We start from the raw sequence: 19,633 nt of genomic DNA, 5'->3' as shown, positions 1-19,633 counted from the left end.
TCCGCGAGGACAAGGTGGCGCAGATGGTCTCGGCGATCCAGACGGGTGGGGCGCTGGGGATGAAAACGCTGGATATGAGTTTGAAGGCGTTGGTCACGCAAGGCGTGATCAGCCGGGAAGAGGCGCGGGAGAAGGCGCGGGTGCCTGCAGACATATGAGGTCTTGCAGCCAACGAAAATCAAATGTGGGAGGGGGCTTGCCCCCGATTGCCAGTGGGTCAGCTACAGATAAGCTGACTGATCCACCGCTATCGGGGGCAAGCCCCCTCCCACATTGGTTACTGCATTTCAGCTGAAGATCAGCGTTGCACGATCCGCAGGTTGCTGTTCTGCTCTTTGGGCAGAACCCGCTTGGCAATTACGTAGTTCTTGTCCCAGAACGGCTTTTTCAGCGTGTCGATGCTCACCGACTTGCCACGACGCGGTGCGTGGATGAAGCGGTCGTTGCCCAGGTAGATGGCAACGTGGTTCACCTGGCGGCTCTTGAGTTTGAAGAACAGCAGGTCGCCCGGCTTCAAATCCTTGCGATCCACCTTCTGCCCGTGGCCGGCGGCCATGGCATTGGAGGTGCGCGGCAAATCCACGGCTTTTACGTCGTTAAACGCATATTTCACCAGGCCGCTGCAGTCGAACCCTTTACTTGGGCTGCTGCCGCCCCAACGATAAGGTGTACCGAGCACATTGACGGCGCGGCTGAGGACGGTGCTGCTTTGCTTGGTGTTGACAGCCATCAGGCCGGGAGCTGCTTTACCGTGGGCCTTGCTCAGTTGAGTCGGGCGGCTGACGGTCGGCTTTACCGACTTGGCGGTGCTGGGTGTGCTGTGAACTTTAGGGGTGAAACCGTTAACGTTCGGAAGTCGTTGCTCACGATTGGTGGCGTGGGCGGCCAATGGCATTAATAGGCAAATGGTTAGCCATGTCTTGAAAAATGGTCGCATTAGGCGTGGCTCTTATGGGTTTGCGCGCAACTTTATAACAGCTTTTTGTGCCGTTCTCAGGCCGTTTGTCGACTGAACCTTGGGGTCAAAATCAGGAAAAACGCGACGATTCGCCGCAATTGTCCTACACAGGTCAGGTGGCATAAGGCTTTCAGGGCAGGGAAGATACCATTTACCGTACGTCGGGCGCTTGTAAAAAAGTCACAAAGAAAGTGAAAAAATTTATCTATCGACCCAAATGAGGTACTCCATGAACACCTATCAACAGGTTGGCCCGCATCAAGACACCCACAGCAAGGTGATTGGCTACCTGCTATGGATTTTCGGATTTACCGGGGCGCATCGCTTTTATTACGGCAAGCCCGTCACCGGTACGATCTGGTTTTTCACCCTGGGGCTTTTGGGTATCGGCTGGCTGATCGACCTGTTTCTGATCCCGGCCATGGACCGTGAAGCCGACCTGCGCTTTACCGCCGGGCCCATCGAATACAACGTGGCCTGGATCCTATTAGCGTTTCTCGGGGTATTCGGCGTGCACCGCATGTACCAGGGCAAGTGGATCTCTGGCCTGATCTACCTGCTGACCGGCGGTTTGTTCCTGGTCGGCGTGCTATATGACTTCTGGACGTTGAATACGCAGATTTCGATCCGCAATGCCGAGCGCAATGGCGGGCGCTGATCTCTCAGCCAAATGGAGAACCAAATGTGGGAGGGGGCTTGCTCCCGATTGCAGTGGGTCAGATACAAATAAGCTGACTGATCCACCGCTATCGGGGGCAAGCCCCTCCCACATTTACTGTGTCCGCTTTAGAGCGCCTGGTAGCTGATCCGCCCATCCACCAAGGTGTAACGCACCGTCGCCGGCAGGCTATGCCCGATGAACGGGCAGTTTTCGCCCTTCGACAGCCAGTGTTCCCCGACAATCGTGGAACTGGCCGGATCAAACAGCACCAGATCCGCCGCCGCACCCACCGCCAATTTACCCGCCGGCAGGCGCAACGCCTCAGCCGGGCCGGCGCTCAAGCGTGCCAGCAGCGTCGGCAAGTCCAGCAAACCATCCTCTACCAACGTCATGGCCAACGGCAGCAACAGCTCGACGCTGCTGATGCCCGGTTCTGTCGCGCCAAACGGCGCCAGCTTGGCGTCGCGCTCGTGGGGCTGGTGGTGGCTGGAAATCGCCGAGACCACACCGGACTTCACTGCCGCGCGCAAACCCTCGCGGTCGGCCAGGGTGCGCAGCGGCGGCTGCACGTGGTACAGGCTGGAGAAGTCGATCAGCGCGTCGTCCGTCAGAATCAATTGATACAGCGCCACATCCGCCGTCACTGGCAGGCCACGGGCCTGGGCCTGGGCGATCAGGGCCACACCACGGGCGCTGGTCAACTGGCTGAAGTGCGCGCGCACGCCGCTTTGCTCCACCAGCAACAGGTCGCGGGCCAGGGCCACGGTTTCGGCGGTTTCCGGAATGCCCGGCAGGCCGAGGAAGCTGGCCACGGCGCCCTCATGGGCCAGGCCACCTTCGGCCAGGTCGCGGTCCTGGGAATGGAAAATCACCGTCAAATCGAAGGTGGCCGCGTATTCCAGGGCGCGGCACAGGGTGCGTGTACTGCGGAAACCTTGCAGGCCGTTGCCGAACGCCACGCAGCCGGCGTCGCGCAGTGCAATGAGTTCTGCCAGCTGTTCGCCTTCGAGGCCTTTGCTCAGGGCGCCGATGGGGAACACTTTGCAATTGCCGGCTTCACGGGCGCGGTCGAGGATCAGTTCGGTCACGGCTGAGGTGTCCAGCACCGGCTTGGTGTGCGGCGGGCAGCACAGGCTGGTCACGCCGCCGGCCGCAGCGGCACGGGTTTCGCTGGCGATGCTGCCTTTGCGGCTGTAACCCGGTTCGCGCAGGGCGACGTTCAGGTCTACCAGCCCAGGGGCGGCCACCAGGCCGGTGGCATCAAGGGTCTCAACCGCACTGAAACCGCCGGGGGCGGCGCCGATAGCGATGATCTTGCCGGCTTCCAGATGAAGGTCGGTAACGGCGTCCAGGCCCGTTACCGGATCGATAACGCGCGCGCCAAGAATGCTGAGCTTCACTGGGCGTTCTCCTGCTCGAATTGACGTTGCGCGGTTTGCCCGCTCATGGCCATGGACAACACCGCCATGCGCACGGCGATGCCGTAGGTGACCTGGTTGAGGATCACCGATTGGTTACCGTCGGCCACCGCCGACTCTATCTCCACCCCTCGGTTGATCGGGCCCGGGTGCATCACGATGGCATCCGGCTTGGCGCCGGCCAGGCGTGCGGTGGTGAGGCCGAACAGGCGGTAGAACTCACCTTCGCTCGGCAGTAGGCCACCGGCCATGCGCTCGCGTTGCAGGCGCAGCATGATCACCACGTCCACATCCTTGAGGCCCATGGCCATGTCGGTGTAGACCTTCACGCCGTACTGCTCGATACCGATAGGCAGCAGGGTTTTCGGTGCGATCACGCGGATATCCGGGCACCCCAGGGCTTTGAGCGCGAGCATGTTCGAACGCGCCACCCGCGAGTGCAGGATGTCGCCGACGATGGCCACCGAGAGGTTTTCAAAGCTGCCCTTGTGCCGACGGATGGTGAGCATGTCGAGCATGCCCTGGGTCGGATGGGCGTGACGGCCGTCGCCACCGTTGATGATCGCCACCTGCGGGCAAACGTGCTCGGCGATGAAATGCGCGGCGCCGGAGTCGCCGTGGCGCACCACGAACATGTCGGCGGCCATGGCTTCCAGGTTGCGCAGGGTGTCGAGCAGGGTCTCACCCTTGCTCGCCGACGAGGTGGACACGTTCAGTGTGATCACGTCGGCCGACAGCCGCTGGGCGGCCAGTTCAAAGGTGGTGCGGGTGCGCGTGGAGTTCTCGAAGAACACGTTGCAGATGGTTTTGCCGCGCAGCAGCGGGACCTTCTTCACCGCCCGGCCACCGACTTCGAGGAAGGAGTCGGCGGTGTCGAGGATCTCGGTGAGCAGTTCGCGGGGCAAACCGTCGAGGGACAAGAAATGTTGCAACTGGCCCTGAGCATTGAGCTGCAGCGGGCGCTTGGCATCTAGAGGCGTCATCGCGGGGACTCTTTACAAGGCGGTTTAAAGGGCAAGGTCTTGCAGTTCGAGTTCGAGCGGCGTGGGACCGGACAATTTTACCCGCTGGTGGGGTTGCAGCGACAGCGTGGCGCCGACCACATCCGGGCTGATCGGCAGTTCGCCAGCATCCAGATCGAGCAGGCACACCAGCGTGATGCTGGCCGGGCGGCCGTAATCGAACAGTTCGTTCATGGCCGCGCGGATGGTGCGGCCGCTCATCAGCACGTCGTCGATCAGTACCAGGTGCTGGCCTTCGACCTCGAAGGGCAGGGCCGAGGGTTGCACCTGCGGGTGCAGGCCGTTCTGGCTGAAGTCGTCGCGGTAGAAGGATACGTCCAGAGTGCCCAGGGGCGAATCGCTGCCCAGTGCTTCCAGCAGCGCCTGGGCCACCCACACACCACCGGTGCGAATGCCGATAAAGCGCGGCTCGCTGATGCCACGGTGTTCCAGGTGCGCCTTGAGGCGTATCGCCATCTGGCTGATCAGTTCGGCGGGATTGGGCAGGCTCATGGTGGCTCCTTCAAGGCCTTGCTGTAGGCAAGTTCCGGGCTCAAACGTAAGAAGACGCGGCAAGCCGCGTCAGTCAGGATTCAAATAAAGCGGTGTTTTCATCCAGCCAGCCCTGCAACAGCAAGGCGGCGGCAATGGCATCCACGGGGTTGTCGCGGTAGCTGCCCTTCTGCCCGCCACGGTCACGTCGCTCACCCTTGGCTTCAAAGGTGGTAAGGCGTTCATCGTGGGTATAGAAGGGGATGTTGTAGCGGCCGTTGAGGCGGCGGGCGAACTTTTCGGCGCGCAGGCACATGTCGCTGGGGGTGCCATCCATATTCAAAGGCAGACCGACCACCACGGCGTCGGGCTTCCATTCCTTGATCAGGGCTTCGACCTGGTTCCAGTCCGGTATGCCGTTCTGGGCCTTGAGGGTGCACAGTTCGCGGGCCTGGCCGGTGATGACCTGGCCGACCGCAACGCCGATCTGTTTGGTGCCGTAGTCAAAACCCAGGATCAGACGCAAGGCCATCAAGCGTGCCCCGCCTGGCTGGTCAACAGGCTGAGGTTGATCCGCAGCTTGGCGGCGGCCGCTTCCAGGCGCAGTTCGCTGGCAGTGTTGAACAGGATGTCGGCGTCGAACGGGCAGGTCAGCCAGGCATTGCTGGCCAGTTCGGCTTCCAGTTGCCCGGCTTCCCAGCCGGCGTAGCCCAGGGTGATGACACTTTGCTCGGGGCCTACGCCATCGGCAATCGCAAACAACACGTCCTGGGAGGTGGACAGCGACACACCGTCCAGGTCCACCGTGGCCTGGAACGTCGGCCCGGTCGGGTGCAGCACAAAACCGCGATCGGTCTGCACCGGCCCGCCGATGTAGATCGGCACATGCTGGCAACGGGCCGGCGGCTCGATCTCTGGGCGCAGTTGCTCGAGGATATCGGCCAGGTTCAGCTCCTGCGGGCGGTTCACCACCAACCCCATGGCACCGTTGGCCGTGTGCTCGACGATGTAGGTCAAGGTCTGCGCAAAGTTCGGGTCGGCCATATGGGGCATGGCGATCAGGAATTGGTGCTTGAGGTAGGTCGGGCTGACATTTTTCATGTCCGCTAGTGTGGCGTTGGAGGGGCGAACTGACAAGCTGGAGTTAGTGTGTTGTGAGCAGGCTTCTGTAGTGAGCGGTCAGTTGCTTGAGAGCCGATCGCCCTTGGCGAATTTCCAGGTGCGGATGATTTCCAGGCGGTCCACGTCGTTCAGGTCACCGCTGAACGGCGCGAAAGGCGCGGCCAGGCGCACGATGCGCTGGGCGGCCTGGTCCAGCAGCGGTTGCCCGGAGGACTCGAGCACCTGCACCTCATATAACGTGCCGTCGCGGTTGATCGACACCAGCAGGCGCAAATTGCCATAAATCTGCTGGCGACGGGCCTCTTCGGGGTAGTTGAGGTTGCCGATGCGCTCGACTTTCTTGCGCCACTCGTCCTTATACCAGGCACCTTTGTCGCGCATGGTCGACGCGGCATTCAAGCGGTAGATGCGCGGGCGCTTGGCGTACAGCTGTTGCTCATGGGCCAGCTCGGCTTCCAGGCTGGAAATTTCGTCGGACAGCGTCGAGCTGTCGAAGGTCGGCGCCGGCTTCACCGGTTCAGGCGTCGGCTCGGTCTTGGTCTTCTCGCGCTGGGTCGGGGCTTTTTGCGGCTTGGGCGCGACGGTGGCCACCGCAGGCTTGGGCGTGGCCTGCTTGACCTCGGGCTTGGGCGCCGGAGGCGGCGTGACTTTATTCACCTTGTTGTCCTGGAACGGCGCCACTTCAGTGGTCTTGGGCACGGCTTTCTTGTCCAGGGTGCCGCTGCCTTGCTGGTTGTCCTGAGCGAGAAAGTCCGCTTTTTCAGGCTTCTTTTCGCTCTTGAACGTGGCGAGGGTGATTTCCAGGGTCTTGGTGATCTGCTTGGGTTCGACCAGGGTGAACCCCACCCCGAGGAGCAAGGCCAGGTGAAGCAATGCGGCCAGGAACAGGGTAAATCCGAGCCGATCAGCCGGGCGCACGCCGCGGTGGGAGAGTTCGGGGGGCAGATCGGACGGCAGAGGCATAAAAACAACATCGCTTGTATCGGGGTTCGGCATGATAGCGCAATGTTGGTTTTTAGCTTCAAGCGACAAGTTACAAGCTGCAAGGTTAAACGCGGTTTGCCTTAAACCTGCGGCTTGGAGCTTGCAACTTGCAGCTTTTTGGCAATAACAGCCATTAGCATTTCCCCGATATTGGTGCCGAAAGCATTGTCGATCTCACGGATACAGGTGGGGCTGGTGACGTTGATTTCGGTGAGGTGTTCACCAATGACGTCCAGGCCTACAAACAACAGGCCTTTTTCGCGCAAGATCGGGCCGACCTGGCTGGCGATCCAGCGGTCCTTGTCCGACAACGGCCGTGCTTCGCCACGACCACCTGCCGCCAGGTTGCCACGGGTCTCGCCCGCCGCCGGGATCCGCGCCAGGCAGTAATCCACCGGTTCGCCGTCGATCATCAGAATGCGTTTGTCGCCGTCCTTGATCGCCGGCAGGTAGGCCTGGCCCATGATCTGCTGGGTGCCCAGGGCGGTCAGGGTCTCCAGGATCACCGACAGGTTCGGGTCGCCAGCGCGGTGACGGAAGATCGAGGTGCCACCCATGCCGTCCAGCGGCTTGAGGATCACATCGCCGTGCTTGGCGGCAAATTCACGCAGCACATCGGCGCGGCGGCTGACCACGGTCGGCGGCGTGCACTGCGGGAAGAGCGTGGCGAACAGCTTTTCGTTGCAGTCGCGCAGGCTCTGCGGCTTGTTGACGATCAGCACACCGGCGCGCTCGGCCTGCTCCAGCAGGTAGGTGGAGTAGACAAACTCCATGTCGAACGGCGGGTCCTTGCGCATCAGGATCACATCCAGGTCGCTCAACGGGCTGTCGATTTCGTCTTGCAGTTCGAACCACTTCTCAGGGTTGGCGAACACCTGCAGCGGGCGCATGCGTGCGCGGGCCTCGCCGTCGCCCTGGTAAAGGTCGCGCTGTTCCATATAGAACAGGCTCCAGCCGCGGGCCTGGGCGGCCAGGAGCATGGCCAGCGAGCTGTCCTTTTTATAGGAAATGCTGGCAATAGGGTCCATGACAATGCCGACGCGAACGCTCATGGGGGATTTCCTCTGGCAAATTGGGCGCATAAAAGTGGCGTCAGAGTGGCGCTGCGGCTGTTGTGGGTCAAGGAAAAACCACCGGGCGGGTGCCTCGATAGATTGCTCCCCGAGACTGTGCTAAAAAGACTCCCACGGCGCAGCAGCCCCTGAATTGCATGGCTTGCGGCGCTCATCCTGTGAAGCATCAGGCAGTACACACCGAAAACCGATTCGCTGTGGCGATGGTAGAGCAACTATGGAACAGCATTCCAACGCCTTGAGAGTGATGGTGATCGACGATTCGAAAACCATCCGCCGCACCGCCGAGACGCTGTTGAAGAACGTGGGCTGCGATGTCATCACGGCCATCGACGGTTTCGATGCCCTGGCCCGGATTGTTGATCATCACCCGCACATTATCTTTGTCGACATCATGATGCCGCGCCTGGATGGCTATCAGACCTGCGCCCTGGTGAAGAACAACCCGGCGTTCAAGTCGATCCCGGTGATCATGCTGTCCTCCAAGGACGGCCTGTTCGACAAGGCCAAGGGGCGCATCGTGGGTGTCGATCAGTTTTTGACCAAGCCTTTCAGCAAGGAAGAACTGCTGAGCGCGATCAAGGCCTATGTGCCGGGGTTCGCAGCAGTAGAACAAGCACACTGACGCCGCCTCACAAGGGCTGGCGCCGACCAATGTAGCGGGGAAAACCATGGCACGCGTTCTGATCGTCGACGATTCGCCGACTGAAATGTACAAACTCACCGGCATGCTGGAAAAGCATGGTCACCAGGTGCTCAAGGCCGAAAACGGCGCGGACGGCGTGGCCCTGGCCCGTCAGGAAAAGCCCGATGCGGTCCTGATGGACATCGTGATGCCGGGTCTCAATGGCTTCCAAGCCACCCGGCAGCTTTCCAAGGAGCCGGAAACCAACGCTATCCCGATTATTATCATCACTACCAAAGATCAGGAAACCGACAAAATCTGGGGAGCACGCCAAGGCGCCAAGGACTACCTGACCAAGCCTGTGGATGAAGAAACCCTGATCGCCACCCTGAACAAGGTGCTGGCCGGTTAAAGGTTCGCGATCATGACCGAGTCGCAAACCGCCTTCGAGCTGTTGCTGGACATCGACCGCCGCTGCCGCCTGCTGGCCGCCGACCTGCCGTCCCAGGAAACCCGCCTGCAGCGCTGGAGCGGTATCGGTTTTCGCCTGGGTGATCAGTGGTACGTGGCGCCGATGGGCGAAATCGCCGAAGTGCTGCATGAGCCTCGCTGTACGCTGACGCCCGGGGTCAAGGCCTGGGTCAGGGGCGTGGCCAACCTGCGCGGGCGCTTGCTGCCGGTGATGGACCTGGGTGGTTTCCTCGGTCTTGCCTTGTCCAAGCCACGCAGGCAACGGCGCGTGCTGGTGGTGGAATACAACGATCTGTTTGTCGGGCTGCTGGTGGACGAGGTGGTGGGGATGCAGCATTTCGCACAAGACGCTTTGCTGGCCAACGCCGGCCCCGGCGCGCCGTTTATCCAGGGCCGGTTCGACGGCGACCCACCGTGGCAGGTCTTCAGCCCCTTCGCTCTGGCCAAGGCCCCAGGCTTCATGGATGTCGCCGCATGACCACCGTTACCGCACCCAAACCCCAGGCCGGCTCGCGCAGCCGTTCACAGATCATCGTGCTGTTTATCGCCCTGATCGTGTTCATCATGCTGTTGTTCGCCAACTTCGCGTACCTCAACACCCAGTCCACCTACGACAAGCAATACATCGGCCACGCCGGTGAACTGCGTGTGCTGTCGCAACGTATAGCCAAGAACGCCACCGAAGCCGCCGCCGGCAAGGCGGCGGCGTTCAAACTGCTGGGGGAGGCGCGCAACGACTTCGCCCAGCGCTGGGGTTACCTGAAAAAAGGCGATCCGGCCACCGGCCTGCCGGCGGCGCCCGGTGCGGTACGCGCCGAAATGCGCGCGGTGCAGACCGACTGGGAAGCCCTGCTGAAAAACACTGACGCGATCCTCGCCAGCGAACAGACCGTGCTGTCCTTGCACCAAGTGGCGGCGACCCTGGCCGAAACCGTGCCGCAATTGCAGATGGAGTCGGAAAAAGTCGTCGACATCCTGCTGCAGCGCGGTGCACCGGCCAGCCAAGTGGCTCTGGCCCAGCGCCAGTCGCTGCTGGCCGAGCGTATTCTGGGCGCGGTCAACACGGTACTGGCGGGTGATGAGACCGCCGTGCAGGCCGCTGATGCCTTTGGCCGCGATGCAGCGCGTTTCGGTCAGGTGCTCAACGGCATGCTCAACGGCAACCCGGGCCTGCGCATCACCCAAGTCGAAGACCATGACGCCCGCGCGCGGCTGACGGAAATCGCCGAACTGTTCGAATTCGTCTCCGGCTCCGTGGATGAAATCCTCGAAACCTCGCCGCAGTTGTTCCAGGTACGCGCCTCGGCGAGCAATATTTTCAACCTGTCGCAAACCCTGCTCGATGAGGCCTCGCACTTGGCCACCGGTTTCGAAAACCTGGCCAGCGGGCGCAGTTTCGACACCATCGGCGGTTATGTGCTGGGCTTGCTGGCGTTGACCTCGATCATCCTGATCGGTCTGGTGATGGTGCGCGAGACCAACCGCCAACTGCACGAGACCGCCGAGAAGAACGAGCGCAACCAGAACGCGATCATGCGTCTGCTCGATGAAATCGAAGACCTGGCCGACGGCGACCTCACCGTGACCGCCTCGGTCACCGAAGATTTCACCGGCACCATCGCCGATTCCATCAACTATTCCGTCGACCAGTTGCGTGATCTGGTCGCGACGATCAACCTCACCGCCGGCCAGGTAGCCGGCGCGGTGCAGGATACCCAGGCCACCGCCATGCACCTGGCCCAAGCCTCGGAGCATCAGGCCCAGCAGATCGCCGAAGCGTCCACTGCGATCAACCAGATGGCTCAGTCCATCGACCAGGTGTCGGCCAACGCCGCCGAATCCTCTGCGGTGGCGGAGCGTTCGGTAGAGATCGCCAACAAGGGCAACGAGGTGGTGCACAACACCATCCACGGCATGGACAATATTCGCGAACAGATCCAGGACACCGCCAAGCGCATCAAGCGCCTGGGCGAATCGTCCCAGGAGATCGGCGACATCGTCAGCCTGATCGACGACATTGCCGAGCAGACCAACATCCTGGCCCTCAACGCGGCGATCCAGGCGAGCATGGCCGGCGATGCCGGGCGTGGTTTTGCGGTGGTGGCCGATGAGGTGCAGCGCCTGGCCGAACGCTCATCGGCGGCCACCCGGCAGATCGAGACCCTGGTGCGGGCGATCCAGGCCGACACCAACGAAGCGGTGATCTCCATGGAGCAGACCACCACCGAAGTGGTGCGCGGCGCCCGGCTGGCCCAGGATGCGGGCGTGGCGCTGGAAGAAATCGAAGGCGTGTCGAAAACCCTCGCGGCGCTGATCCAGAGCATCTCCAACGCGGCGCAGCAACAGACCTCGTCGGCAGGGCAGATCTCGCTGACCATGAACGTGATCCAGCAGATCACCACGCAGACATCGTCGGGGTCGACCGCCACGGCGGAAAGCATCGGCAATCTGGCGAAGATGGCCAGCCAGTTACGCAGGTCGTGTCGGGCTTCACCCTTCCACCGCCCAAACAGGCTGATGATTGAAATGCGATCCAACTGTTTCAAGAACACCCACGAATTCCAAGCGGAGCAGTTATGGTTGACCGGCACGACTACGTGGCCCTCGAATGGGTCAAGGGCGACATTGCCGAAACCCTGAAACAGGCCCGTTCAGCGCTGGATGCGTTTGTCGAAACCCATGACGATGACGTGATCGGCCTGTGCCTGGCCGGTATCCACCAGGTGCACGGCGCGCTGCAAATGGTCGAGTTCTACGGCGCGGCGCTGCTGGCCGAAGAGATCGAGGAACTGGCCTTGGCGCTCCAGGCCGGGCAGGTGAGTCAGCGCGACGAAAGCATCCGCCTGCTGCAACAAGCCCTCGGCCAATTGCCGCTGTACCTCGACCGCGTGCACAGCGCTCGCCGCGACTTGCCGCTGGTTGTCCTGCCGCTGCTCAACGACCTGCGCAGCGCCCGCGGTGAAAGCCTATTGTCGGAAACCAGCCTGTTCAGCCCACAACTGCTGTCGATTGCGCCGCTGCCCGACGAGGCCCTGGCCCGGCGCGCGGTGCCGGACCTTCACGAGCAACTGCGCCAATGGCATCAACTGCTGCAACAGGCCCTCGCCGGGTTGTTGCGTGAAGACCACGGCCCAAGCAACCTGGAAGACATGGCGCGGGTGTTCGCCCGCCTCGAAGCGCTGTGCCAGGGCGCGCCGTTGTTGCCTTTGTGGCAGGTCACCTCGGCGCTGGTCGAGGGCATGCTCACCGGCGTGGTCGCCAACAGCCCGGCACTGCGCAGCCTGCTCAAGGCCAGCGGCAAGCAACTCAAGCGCCTGCTGGCCCAGAGTATTGACGGCATCAACCAGCCGGCGCCGATGAATTGCTCAAAAGCCTGTTGTTCTACGTGGCCAAAGTCACCCGGCCGACGCCGCGCATGCAAAGCCTCAAGGAACGCTACGGCCTGGACGAGGCGTTGCCCGACAGTGCCGTGGTCGACGCTGAGCGCGCACGTTTGGCCGGGCCGGACCGCAATGCCATGGGCTCGGTGCTCGGTGCTTTGTGCGAGGAATTGGTACGGGTCAAGGAGCGTCTCGACCTGTTCGTGCGCAGTGACCGCCAACACATCGACGACCTCGATGCGCTGCTGGCGCCGTTGCGGCAGATCGCCGATACCCTGGCGGTGCTGGGATTCGGCCAGCCGCGCAAAGTGATCATCGACCAGTTGGCGGTCGTGCTCAGCCTGGCTCAAGGCCAACGCGAACCCAACGACGCGGTGCTGATGGATGTGGCCGGCGCGCTGCTCTATGTGGAAGCCACTCTGGCCGGAATGGCCGGCACCGTCGAGCCGGACAGTCGTGAAGAAAGCCGCCTGCCCACCACCGACCTGACCCAGATTCACCAATTGGTGATCCGTGAGTCCTGCCAATGTCTGCGCCAGGCCAAGGAACTGGTGATCGATTGTCTCGAAGCCGACTGGGACCTTCAGCGTCTGGAGTCCGTGCCTGAGCTGCTGAGCCAGGTGCGCGGTGCGCTGGCAATGATCCCCTTGCCCCGTGCGGCGAGCCTGATGCGCGGCTGCACCGATTATGTCGATGAGCAGTTGATGGTCAATGACGCCCCGCCGTCCGAGACGCAGTTGGGGCATTTCGCTGACGTGATCAGCGGCCTGGAGTACTACCTCGAACGTATGCTCCAGGACCCCGATGCTTGCGGCGAGCAGGTGCTGGAACTGGCCACCCAAAGCCTGGCGGCGCTGGGCTACTTGCCGGCGGAGAAACCCTGGCGTCAGGCGCTGGTGGCGCCCGATGGCGCGTTGTCGGGCGAGACCGCGCCCAGCCAGTCCCAGTACGATGCGCTGGCCAACCCCACATCGCGCCTCAACCCGCCGGCCTTGCAGCGCCCCGGTAGCCTGCTGCCGCCGCCGGCCGATGAAGCGCCTGTCGACGATGAGCTGCGTGAAGTCTTCCTCGAAGAAACCGACGAAGTGCTTGAAGTGTTGCACCGCCACCTGCCCAACAGTGCCGACAAAACCGCCCAGGGCGAAATGCGCCGCGCCTTCCACACGTTGAAAGGCAGTGGCCGCATGGTGCGCGCCCTGGTGCTGGCGGAGCTGGCCTGGGCCGTGGAAAACCTGCTTAACCGCGTGCTGGAACGCAGCGTGGCCCCAGGCCCGCAGATACAACAGGTGTTGGACGAAGCGGTGGCCCTGCTGCCGGAACTGATCGCCGACTTTGCGACTAACGACCAACGCCAGCGCAACGAAGTCGATGCCCTGGCCGCCCGCGCCCACGCGTTGGCCAACGGTGTCGCCGTGTCGGCTGCCGAGCCCCACGACCCGATGCTGCTGGAGATCTTCCGCAATGAAGCCCAGAGCCACCTGGACAGCCTCAACCACTTCTTGCGCCAGGCTGCCGAGCATGTGCCGCTGCAAGTCAGCGATGAGTTGCAACGCGCCCTGCACACCCTCAAGGGCAGCGCCTACATGGCCGGCGTGTTGCCGATCGCCGAGCTGGTACGCCCGCTGGACCACCTGACCCGCGAATACAAGGCCCATCGCTTGCCGTTGGACCTGGATGAAGTGGAGTTGCTGCTCGACGCCGAGGGCCTGTTTCAGCAAGGGTTGCGCCAGCTGGACCGCGACCGCGGGTGCCGATCAAGGGCGCGCAAGACTTGATCGACCGTACTCAAGCCTTGCTCGACCATCAGTTGGCGGCGCTGCTCGACGCCCCCAACACCGGCCTGCGCATCAAGCGCGACCCCCAACTGATCGCCAACTTCCTGGCCCAGGGCATGGACATCCTGCTCGATGCCGAGAGTCTGTTGCGCCGCTGGCAACAACACCCAGGCGAGCGCCAGGAACTCACGGCATTGCTGGATGAACTGACCACGCTGGGGGAGGGCGCGCACGACGCCGACCTGCACGCCATCGATGCGTTGTGTGAAGCCTTGCTCGATCTTTACGGCGCAGTGGAAGAAAGCAGCCTGGCGGTCAGCGCGCGGTTTTTCCAGGAGGTCGAACAAGCCCATGAAGCGCTGATCAATATGCTCGATCAACTGGCCGCCGGCCAGGAAATCGGCCCGGCGCCGGCACGTGTGCAGGCCCTGCGCGAACTGCTGGATGGCGCTCTGGACCCGTCCGCCACCGGGCTGATCAAGGGCGACGGCCAGCGCGCCCCGGACATCGCCGAGCTGGGCGCCGTCACGGCGCGGTTGAATCACGAAACGGCAATGGATGACGAGATCGTCGAGATCTTCCTCGAAGAAGCCGTGGACATCCTCGACAGCGCCGGTCAGGCCCTCAAACGTTGGTTACTGGCGCCGGAAAACGCGGCACCGTTGTCCTCGCTGCAGCGCGACCTGCACACCCTCAAGGGCGGGGCGCGCATGGCCGAAATCGACCCGGTGGGCGAGTTGGCCCACGAGTTGGAATGCCTCTATGAAGGCCTGGTAGACCGTCGCTACAGCTACTCCACCGAGCTCTCACAGGTGCTGATGGCCAGCCATGAGCGCCTGGCCTTGCAACTGGACGAGCTGCAACGGCAGCAGCCCTTGAGCGACAGCGCCGAGCTGGTCGGCAAGTTGCGCGAACTGCGCCAGGCCGGCCCGCCGGCACCGGCAGCCGCGGCGCCGGAAACGTCCAGCGCCGATCCGGAGCTGCTGGAGATTTTCCTCGAAGAGGCCGCCGACATCCTCGACAGCTCAGGCGCCGCCTTGCTGCGCTGGCAGGCCGAGCCGAACAGTCGCCAGGAGGTCGAAACCCTGCTGCGCGACCTGCACACCCTCAAGGGTGGCGCACGGATGGTCGAGATCGGCCCGATTGGCGACCTGGCCCATGAACTGGAGTTTCTCTACGAAGGGCTGTCCGCTGGCTCGCTCGCGCTGTCCCCCGAGCTGTTTGCGTTATTGCAGAGCTGTCATGACCGCCTGGCGCAGATGATCGATGCCGTGGCGGATGGCTTGCCGGTGGGCTCGGTGGACAAGCTCATCGAACGTATCAAAAGCCTGGTGCACCCCAGCGGCGAGCCTGTGCTGCCGGTGGCATTGCCGGCGGGCAAGGTCGAAGCGGCGGTTGATCCGGCTGCCGACATGGTAAAAATCTCCGCCGAGCTGCTGGACGACCTGGTCAACCTGGCCGGTGAGACCTCGATCTTCCGGGGGCGCATCGAACAGCAAGTCAATGACGCGCGCATCGCCCTGCATGAGGTCGAGACCACCATCGAACGCATGCGCGACCAACTGCGCCGCCTCGACAGCGAAACCCAGGGCCGCATCCTCAGCCGTCAGCAGGCCGAGGCCGAGCGCCTGTACGAGGAATTCGATCCGCTGGAAATGGACCGCCATTCGCAGCTGCAACAGCTGTCCCGTGCGCTGTCCGAGTCGGCCTCCGACCTGCTCGACCTCAAGGACACCCTCGACCGGCGTAACGAAGACGCGCACGACCTGTTGCAGCAACAGGCGCGCATCAACACCGAGCTGCAGGAAGGTTTGATGCGTACGCGCATGGTGCCGTTCGAACGCATGCTGCCGCGCCTCAAGCGCATCGTGCGCCAGGTGGCGGGCGAGCTGAGCAAGGACGTGGAGTTCATCGTCGGCAACGCCGAGGGCGAGATGGACCGCAACGTGCTGGAGCGCATGGCGGCGCCGCTGGAGCATATGCTGCGCAACGCCGTCGACCATGGCCTGGAGTCCCGCGAGGTGCGCCTGGCGGCCGGTAAACCGGAGAAGGGCCGCATCACCCTGGACCTGACCCACGAAGGTGGCGACATTGTCTTCGACATGCGCGACGACGGTGCCGGCGTGCCTCTGGACGCGGTGCGGCGCAAGGCGATCAAGCGCGGCTTGCTGGCCCCCCATCAGGAAATGAGCGACCGCGACGTGTTGCAGTTCATTCTGCAGCCGGGCTTTTCCACCGCAGAAAAAATCACCCAGATTTCCGGGCGTGGCGTGGGCATGGACGTGGTGCACGAAGAAGTGCGCCAGCTCGGTGGTTCGATGGTGATCGACTCGACACCGGGCGCCGGCGTGCACTTTCGCATTCGCCTGCCTTTTACCGTGTCGGTCAACCGCGCGCTGATGGTGCAATGCGCGGACGAGCAATACGCGATCCCGCTCAACACCATTGAAGGCCTGGTGCGGGTGCTGCCCCATGAATTGGCGGGGCACTACCAGCAGGACCCGCCGTGCTACGAATATGCCGGCCAGCGCTACGAACTGTTCTATCTGGGCGACCTGCTGCACACCGTCGGCCGCCCGAAATTACTGGGTCAATACCAGCCCGTGCCGGTACTGCTGGTGCAGTGCAATGAGCGCCACGTGGCGGTGCATGTGGATGCCATGGCCGGTACCCGCGAGATTGTCGTCAAAGGCCTGGGCCCGCAGTTTTCCGGAGTGCAGGGCTTGTCCGGGGCGACCATCCTGGGCGACGGCCGCGTGGTGTTGATCATCGATTTGCTGGCGCATATCCGCGCGCGGCCACCGGCCTTGCCGGCGCAGGCGGTGGATGCGCCGTTGATCCTCAACGACCCGCTGAAAAAGCGCCCGCTGCTGGTGCTGGTGGTGGACGATTCGGTCACCGTGCGCAAAGTCACCAGCCGCCTGCTGGAGCGCAACGGCATGAACGTGCTCACCGCCAAGGACGGTATCGACGCCCTCGCCGTGCTTGAAGAACACACCCCGGACCTGATGCTGCTCGACATCGAAATGCCGCGCATGGACGGCTTCGAAGTGGCGATCCAGGTGCGCAATGACCCGCGCCTGATGCGCCTGCCGATCATCATGATCACCTCGCGCACCGGGCAGAAACACCGCGACCGTGCCATGGCGATCGGCGTCAACGACTACCTCGGCAAGCCGTACCAAGAGTCGGTGCTGCTGGAAAGCATCGCCTACTGGAGCAAGTCCCATGCTTGATCACCGCGCCAGCCAACTCACCGGGTTGCTGCTGCCCCTGGCGGACCGGCACCTGATACTGCCCAACGTTGCCATTGCCGAACTCATCGACTTCCAGCGCGGAGAACCCGCCAGCGATGCACCGCCATGGTATTTGCGGCAAGTGGCATGGCGGGACCGGCAGATTCCGTTGATCAGCTTTGAAGCCGCGTGCGGTGAGGTCTGCGTCACCGGCGAACGCTCGCGGATTGTGGTGTTGAACGCCTTGGGCGGGCGACCGACGTTGAAGTTCATTGCGTTGGTGATTCAGGGGATTCCCCGCTCTTACAAGCTTGATAGTGAATTGAGCTACGTCGACGTGCCGCTGTGCCCATTGGAACTGGCGGCGGTGCAAGTGGGGGAACAGGTGGCGAAGGTGCCGGATTTGATGGGGATCGAAGCCTTACTGGTTGAGTCTGGCTTGGCCTGAACACAAAACACTGCAAATGGTTTTTATCGTTTTCGACGCGAATATTGGATTTATTATCAAATTGAAGTGGCTATTAGCCTTTTCGTGGATGTGAAATTATTATTTTCGCTTACTATCCCCGGATAGTTATCATTTTTTAGCTCTCGTTAGGGAACTCGACAATGCAAGTAGGCTTCAAGGCGCTTGCCGACCGCTACCGAATCGCGCTGGTACAACCTCTGCGCGTCGAATCGGTAATCGGTACGACACGGATGAGCCGCGAAAGAGATGGGCATGTCGAGCGCAAGTATCCTGCCAGCTACCAGCCGGCGGACGACTTCGCAGGGCATTTCGAATTTGGGCTCAAGTACGAAGACCTCCACCTCGAATTTTTCGCCCGACTGTTTTCGGTTATTGGCCCCAAGCCTGTTGAAGCCTGGTGCCGGCAGGCGCCTTTTGGTCAATATGCTCGCCGCACGGGATTCCTGTATGAGTGGCTGACCGGAAAGCACCTTGATGTGCCGGATGTCACCAATGGCGGTTATGTCGATGCAGTATCTGCACAGCATTACTTGACTCGTGTTGAACCGCTGCGGGTTCGGCGCTGGCGCATCAACGATAATCTTCCCGGTGTGCCAGCATTCTGCCCGTTGGTTCGTCGTACCGAATCTGTTCAAGAAGCACTGCAATTTGACTTGGGTTTGGCCCTGCGCGAGCTGAACCAAACCTTTGGCACCGACATCCTGATGCGCACGGCCAGTTGGCTGACCCTCAAGGAGTCGCGCTCGAGCTTTCTGATCGAGAGGGAGGCAGATAAGGCCGACAGGATCCAGCGATTTGCCCATGTGATCGCCCAGCACTGTGGTCATATCGAGGATCCGTTGAGTAACGACAGCCTGCACACGTTGCAAGCCGGTATTCTGGGGCATGAGGCGCTCGGGCTGGGCCTGCGACGCTCGCCGGTCTTCGTGGGGCAGGCGACGATGCGCGAGGACATCGTGCACTACATCGCGCCGGCCTTTGAGGCGCTGCCGCACTTGCTCGGTGGCCTAAAAGCATTCGAGCTGGCCACACGCGGCGCCGAACCGTTGGCCCGGGCGGCGGCAATTGCTTTTGCCTTTGTGTATATCCATCCGATGCGCGATGGCAATGGTCGGATTCATCGTTTCTTGATCAACGATATCTTGATCCGTGATACGGCGGTGCCGGAGGGCGTGATCCTGCCTGTATCGGCCACTATCACCAGTTCGATTGATTTTCGGGCGCGTTATGACCGCACGTTGGAAGTGTTTTCGCGGCCATTTATGCAACGCTATGCAGCGTCCTATCGTTTTGGAAAAGTCGCCGTCTACGAAGACGGCACCTCAAGCAACCTGGTCTTCGATGACTACGACGACGCGCACTTTGCATGGCGCTATCCTGATCTGACCGAGCACGTGTTGTACACGGCGCAGGTCGTGGCGCATACCGTCCGCACCGAGATGGCTGATGAAGCGCGTGTACTCATCACTTTCCAGCTTGCCCAGGAGCGGCTCAAGGAAGTGCTTGAAATGCCTGATCAAGACGCGAACCGCATCATTCGCTCGCTCAAGGACAATGGCTGGCAGGTATCCGGCAAACTGAAGAAAGCCTATCCGCAGTTGGACGATGCAGGCCGCACAGAGCGTGTTGTGGAAGCCGTGCGATCGGCATTTGAAGAGCGAGAAGTGGGGAGTGGCGAAGAGTGATTGGGGCGGTCAAGGTGGATGGCCTTCGGATTTTTCCTGCAAGATTTTGGGCTGTGCGTGAACTTGTCGTGGGTGCTCAGCACGCCTAGTCTTCGTCCCGTCATCGCAAAAAACGGTGACACGGACGTGCAAGTCCGGTTACATGTCGGCGCACCAACGCCCATAGCCATTCAGCGGGCGTTTTTTATGCTTGCTGTACTTGTTATGGCGGCTGTGCGCGGGAGATCCCTCGGGGTCTGCCGGGGTCCGATATGCCCGGTCTTGCACACCTGCGCACAGCTGC

The 19,633-nt window shown here is 62.1% G+C and carries 14 protein-coding genes and 3 pseudogenes; 9 read left to right on the top strand and 8 right to left on the bottom strand.

Translation table 11 applies throughout. From position 1 onward, the window contains the following. Positions 1-158 (top strand): annotated as a pseudogene (locus JWR98_RS19830) (twitching motility protein PilT); the annotation flags it as partial. 140 nt (positions 159-298) lie between these two features. Here JWR98_RS19830 and JWR98_RS19825 read toward each other — a convergent pair. Beyond that, positions 299-937 carry a C40 family peptidase gene (locus JWR98_RS19825; RefSeq protein ID WP_003176681.1) on the bottom strand — a complete coding sequence of 213 codons (639 nt, stop codon included), beginning with the start codon at positions 935-937 and terminating at the stop codon, positions 299-301. 250 nt (positions 938-1,187) lie between these two features. On the opposite strand from JWR98_RS19825, the gene JWR98_RS19820 reads away from it, so the two are divergent. Next, the gene (locus JWR98_RS19820) at positions 1,188-1,616 is read left to right on the top strand and encodes an NINE protein (RefSeq protein WP_003176680.1); all 429 of its coding nucleotides are present in this window, start codon (positions 1,188-1,190) and stop codon (positions 1,614-1,616) included. Positions 1,617-1,744: 128 nt separating this feature from the next. Here the strand turns inward: JWR98_RS19820 and JWR98_RS19815 are convergent, their stop codons facing one another. The 7 genes from JWR98_RS19815 to gshB form a co-directional block, all read right to left on the bottom strand. Then, the gene (locus JWR98_RS19815; protein ID WP_078735060.1) at positions 1,745-3,019 is read right to left on the bottom strand and encodes a dihydroorotase; all 1,275 of its coding nucleotides are present in this window, start codon (positions 3,017-3,019) and stop codon (positions 1,745-1,747) included. After that, the gene (locus JWR98_RS19810; RefSeq protein ID WP_078735059.1) at positions 3,016-4,020 is read right to left on the bottom strand and encodes an aspartate carbamoyltransferase catalytic subunit; all 1,005 of its coding nucleotides are present in this window, start codon (positions 4,018-4,020) and stop codon (positions 3,016-3,018) included. Before JWR98_RS19810 ends, JWR98_RS19815 begins: the two co-directional genes overlap by 4 nt. Positions 4,021-4,044: 24 nt before the next feature. Continuing rightward, positions 4,045-4,551 (bottom strand): bifunctional pyr operon transcriptional regulator/uracil phosphoribosyltransferase PyrR, encoded by a 507-nt coding sequence (gene pyrR, locus JWR98_RS19805; RefSeq protein ID WP_003176677.1) that lies wholly within the window; start codon positions 4,549-4,551, stop codon positions 4,045-4,047. 73 nt (positions 4,552-4,624) lie between these two features. Beyond that, positions 4,625-5,062, bottom strand: coding sequence for a Holliday junction resolvase RuvX (ruvX, locus tag JWR98_RS19800; protein ID WP_003176676.1), 438 nt, complete (start codon positions 5,060-5,062; stop codon positions 4,625-4,627). Continuing rightward, positions 5,062-5,631 (bottom strand): YqgE/AlgH family protein, encoded by a 570-nt coding sequence (locus tag JWR98_RS19795; RefSeq protein ID WP_205490990.1) that lies wholly within the window; start codon positions 5,629-5,631, stop codon positions 5,062-5,064. The genes ruvX and JWR98_RS19795 overlap by 1 nt, the downstream gene beginning before the upstream one ends. 78 nt (positions 5,632-5,709) lie before the next feature. Further along, complete coding sequence (locus JWR98_RS19790) at positions 5,710-6,615, bottom strand: energy transducer TonB (protein ID WP_078735247.1); 906 nt, start codon at positions 6,613-6,615, stop codon at positions 5,710-5,712. Between the two features lie 101 nt (positions 6,616-6,716). Then, on the bottom strand, positions 6,717-7,688 hold the full coding sequence (gene gshB, locus JWR98_RS19785; RefSeq protein WP_078735056.1) for a glutathione synthase: 972 nt from the start codon (positions 7,686-7,688) through the stop codon (positions 6,717-6,719). A 238-nt stretch (positions 7,689-7,926) separates the two neighbouring features. Between gshB and pilG the strand changes: the two genes are divergently transcribed. The 7 genes and pseudogenes from pilG to JWR98_RS19750 all read left to right on the top strand — a co-directional run bounded on the left by pilG (position 7,927) and on the right by JWR98_RS19750 (position 19,350). Further along, a complete protein-coding gene (pilG, locus tag JWR98_RS19780; RefSeq protein WP_003176671.1) occupies positions 7,927-8,334 on the top strand; it encodes a twitching motility response regulator PilG in 408 nt (135 codons plus the stop codon). Between the two features lie 46 nt (positions 8,335-8,380). Further along, complete coding sequence (gene pilH, locus JWR98_RS19775; RefSeq protein ID WP_003176670.1) at positions 8,381-8,746, top strand: twitching motility response regulator PilH; 366 nt, start codon at positions 8,381-8,383, stop codon at positions 8,744-8,746. 12 nt (positions 8,747-8,758) lie between these two features. Then, entirely contained in the window at positions 8,759-9,283 is a 525-nt protein-coding gene (locus JWR98_RS19770) for a chemotaxis protein CheW (RefSeq protein WP_078735054.1), read from the top strand. After that, positions 9,280-11,330, top strand: a pseudogene (locus JWR98_RS19765) (methyl-accepting chemotaxis protein). Before JWR98_RS19770 ends, JWR98_RS19765 begins: the two are co-directional and overlap by 4 nt. 51 nt (positions 11,331-11,381) lie before the next feature. Continuing rightward, a pseudogene (locus tag JWR98_RS19760) lies at positions 11,382-17,196 on the top strand (Hpt domain-containing protein). Beyond that, positions 17,189-17,644, top strand: coding sequence for a chemotaxis protein CheW (locus JWR98_RS19755; RefSeq protein ID WP_205490989.1), 456 nt, complete (start codon positions 17,189-17,191; stop codon positions 17,642-17,644). The pseudogene JWR98_RS19760 and the gene JWR98_RS19755 overlap by 8 nt, the downstream one beginning before the upstream one ends. 161 nt (positions 17,645-17,805) lie before the next feature. Continuing rightward, positions 17,806-19,350: a Fic family protein gene (locus tag JWR98_RS19750; RefSeq protein ID WP_205490988.1), complete on the top strand. Its 1,545-nt coding sequence runs from the start codon at positions 17,806-17,808 to the stop codon at positions 19,348-19,350. Positions 19,351-19,633: the final 283 nt, after the last annotated feature.

The sequence above is a fragment of the Pseudomonas lactucae genome (genome assembly GCF_016937615.1).
Classification (GTDB): Bacteria; Pseudomonadota; Gammaproteobacteria; order Pseudomonadales; family Pseudomonadaceae; genus Aquipseudomonas; species Aquipseudomonas lactucae.
This window is presented reverse-complemented; position numbering and strand designations above follow the sequence as displayed.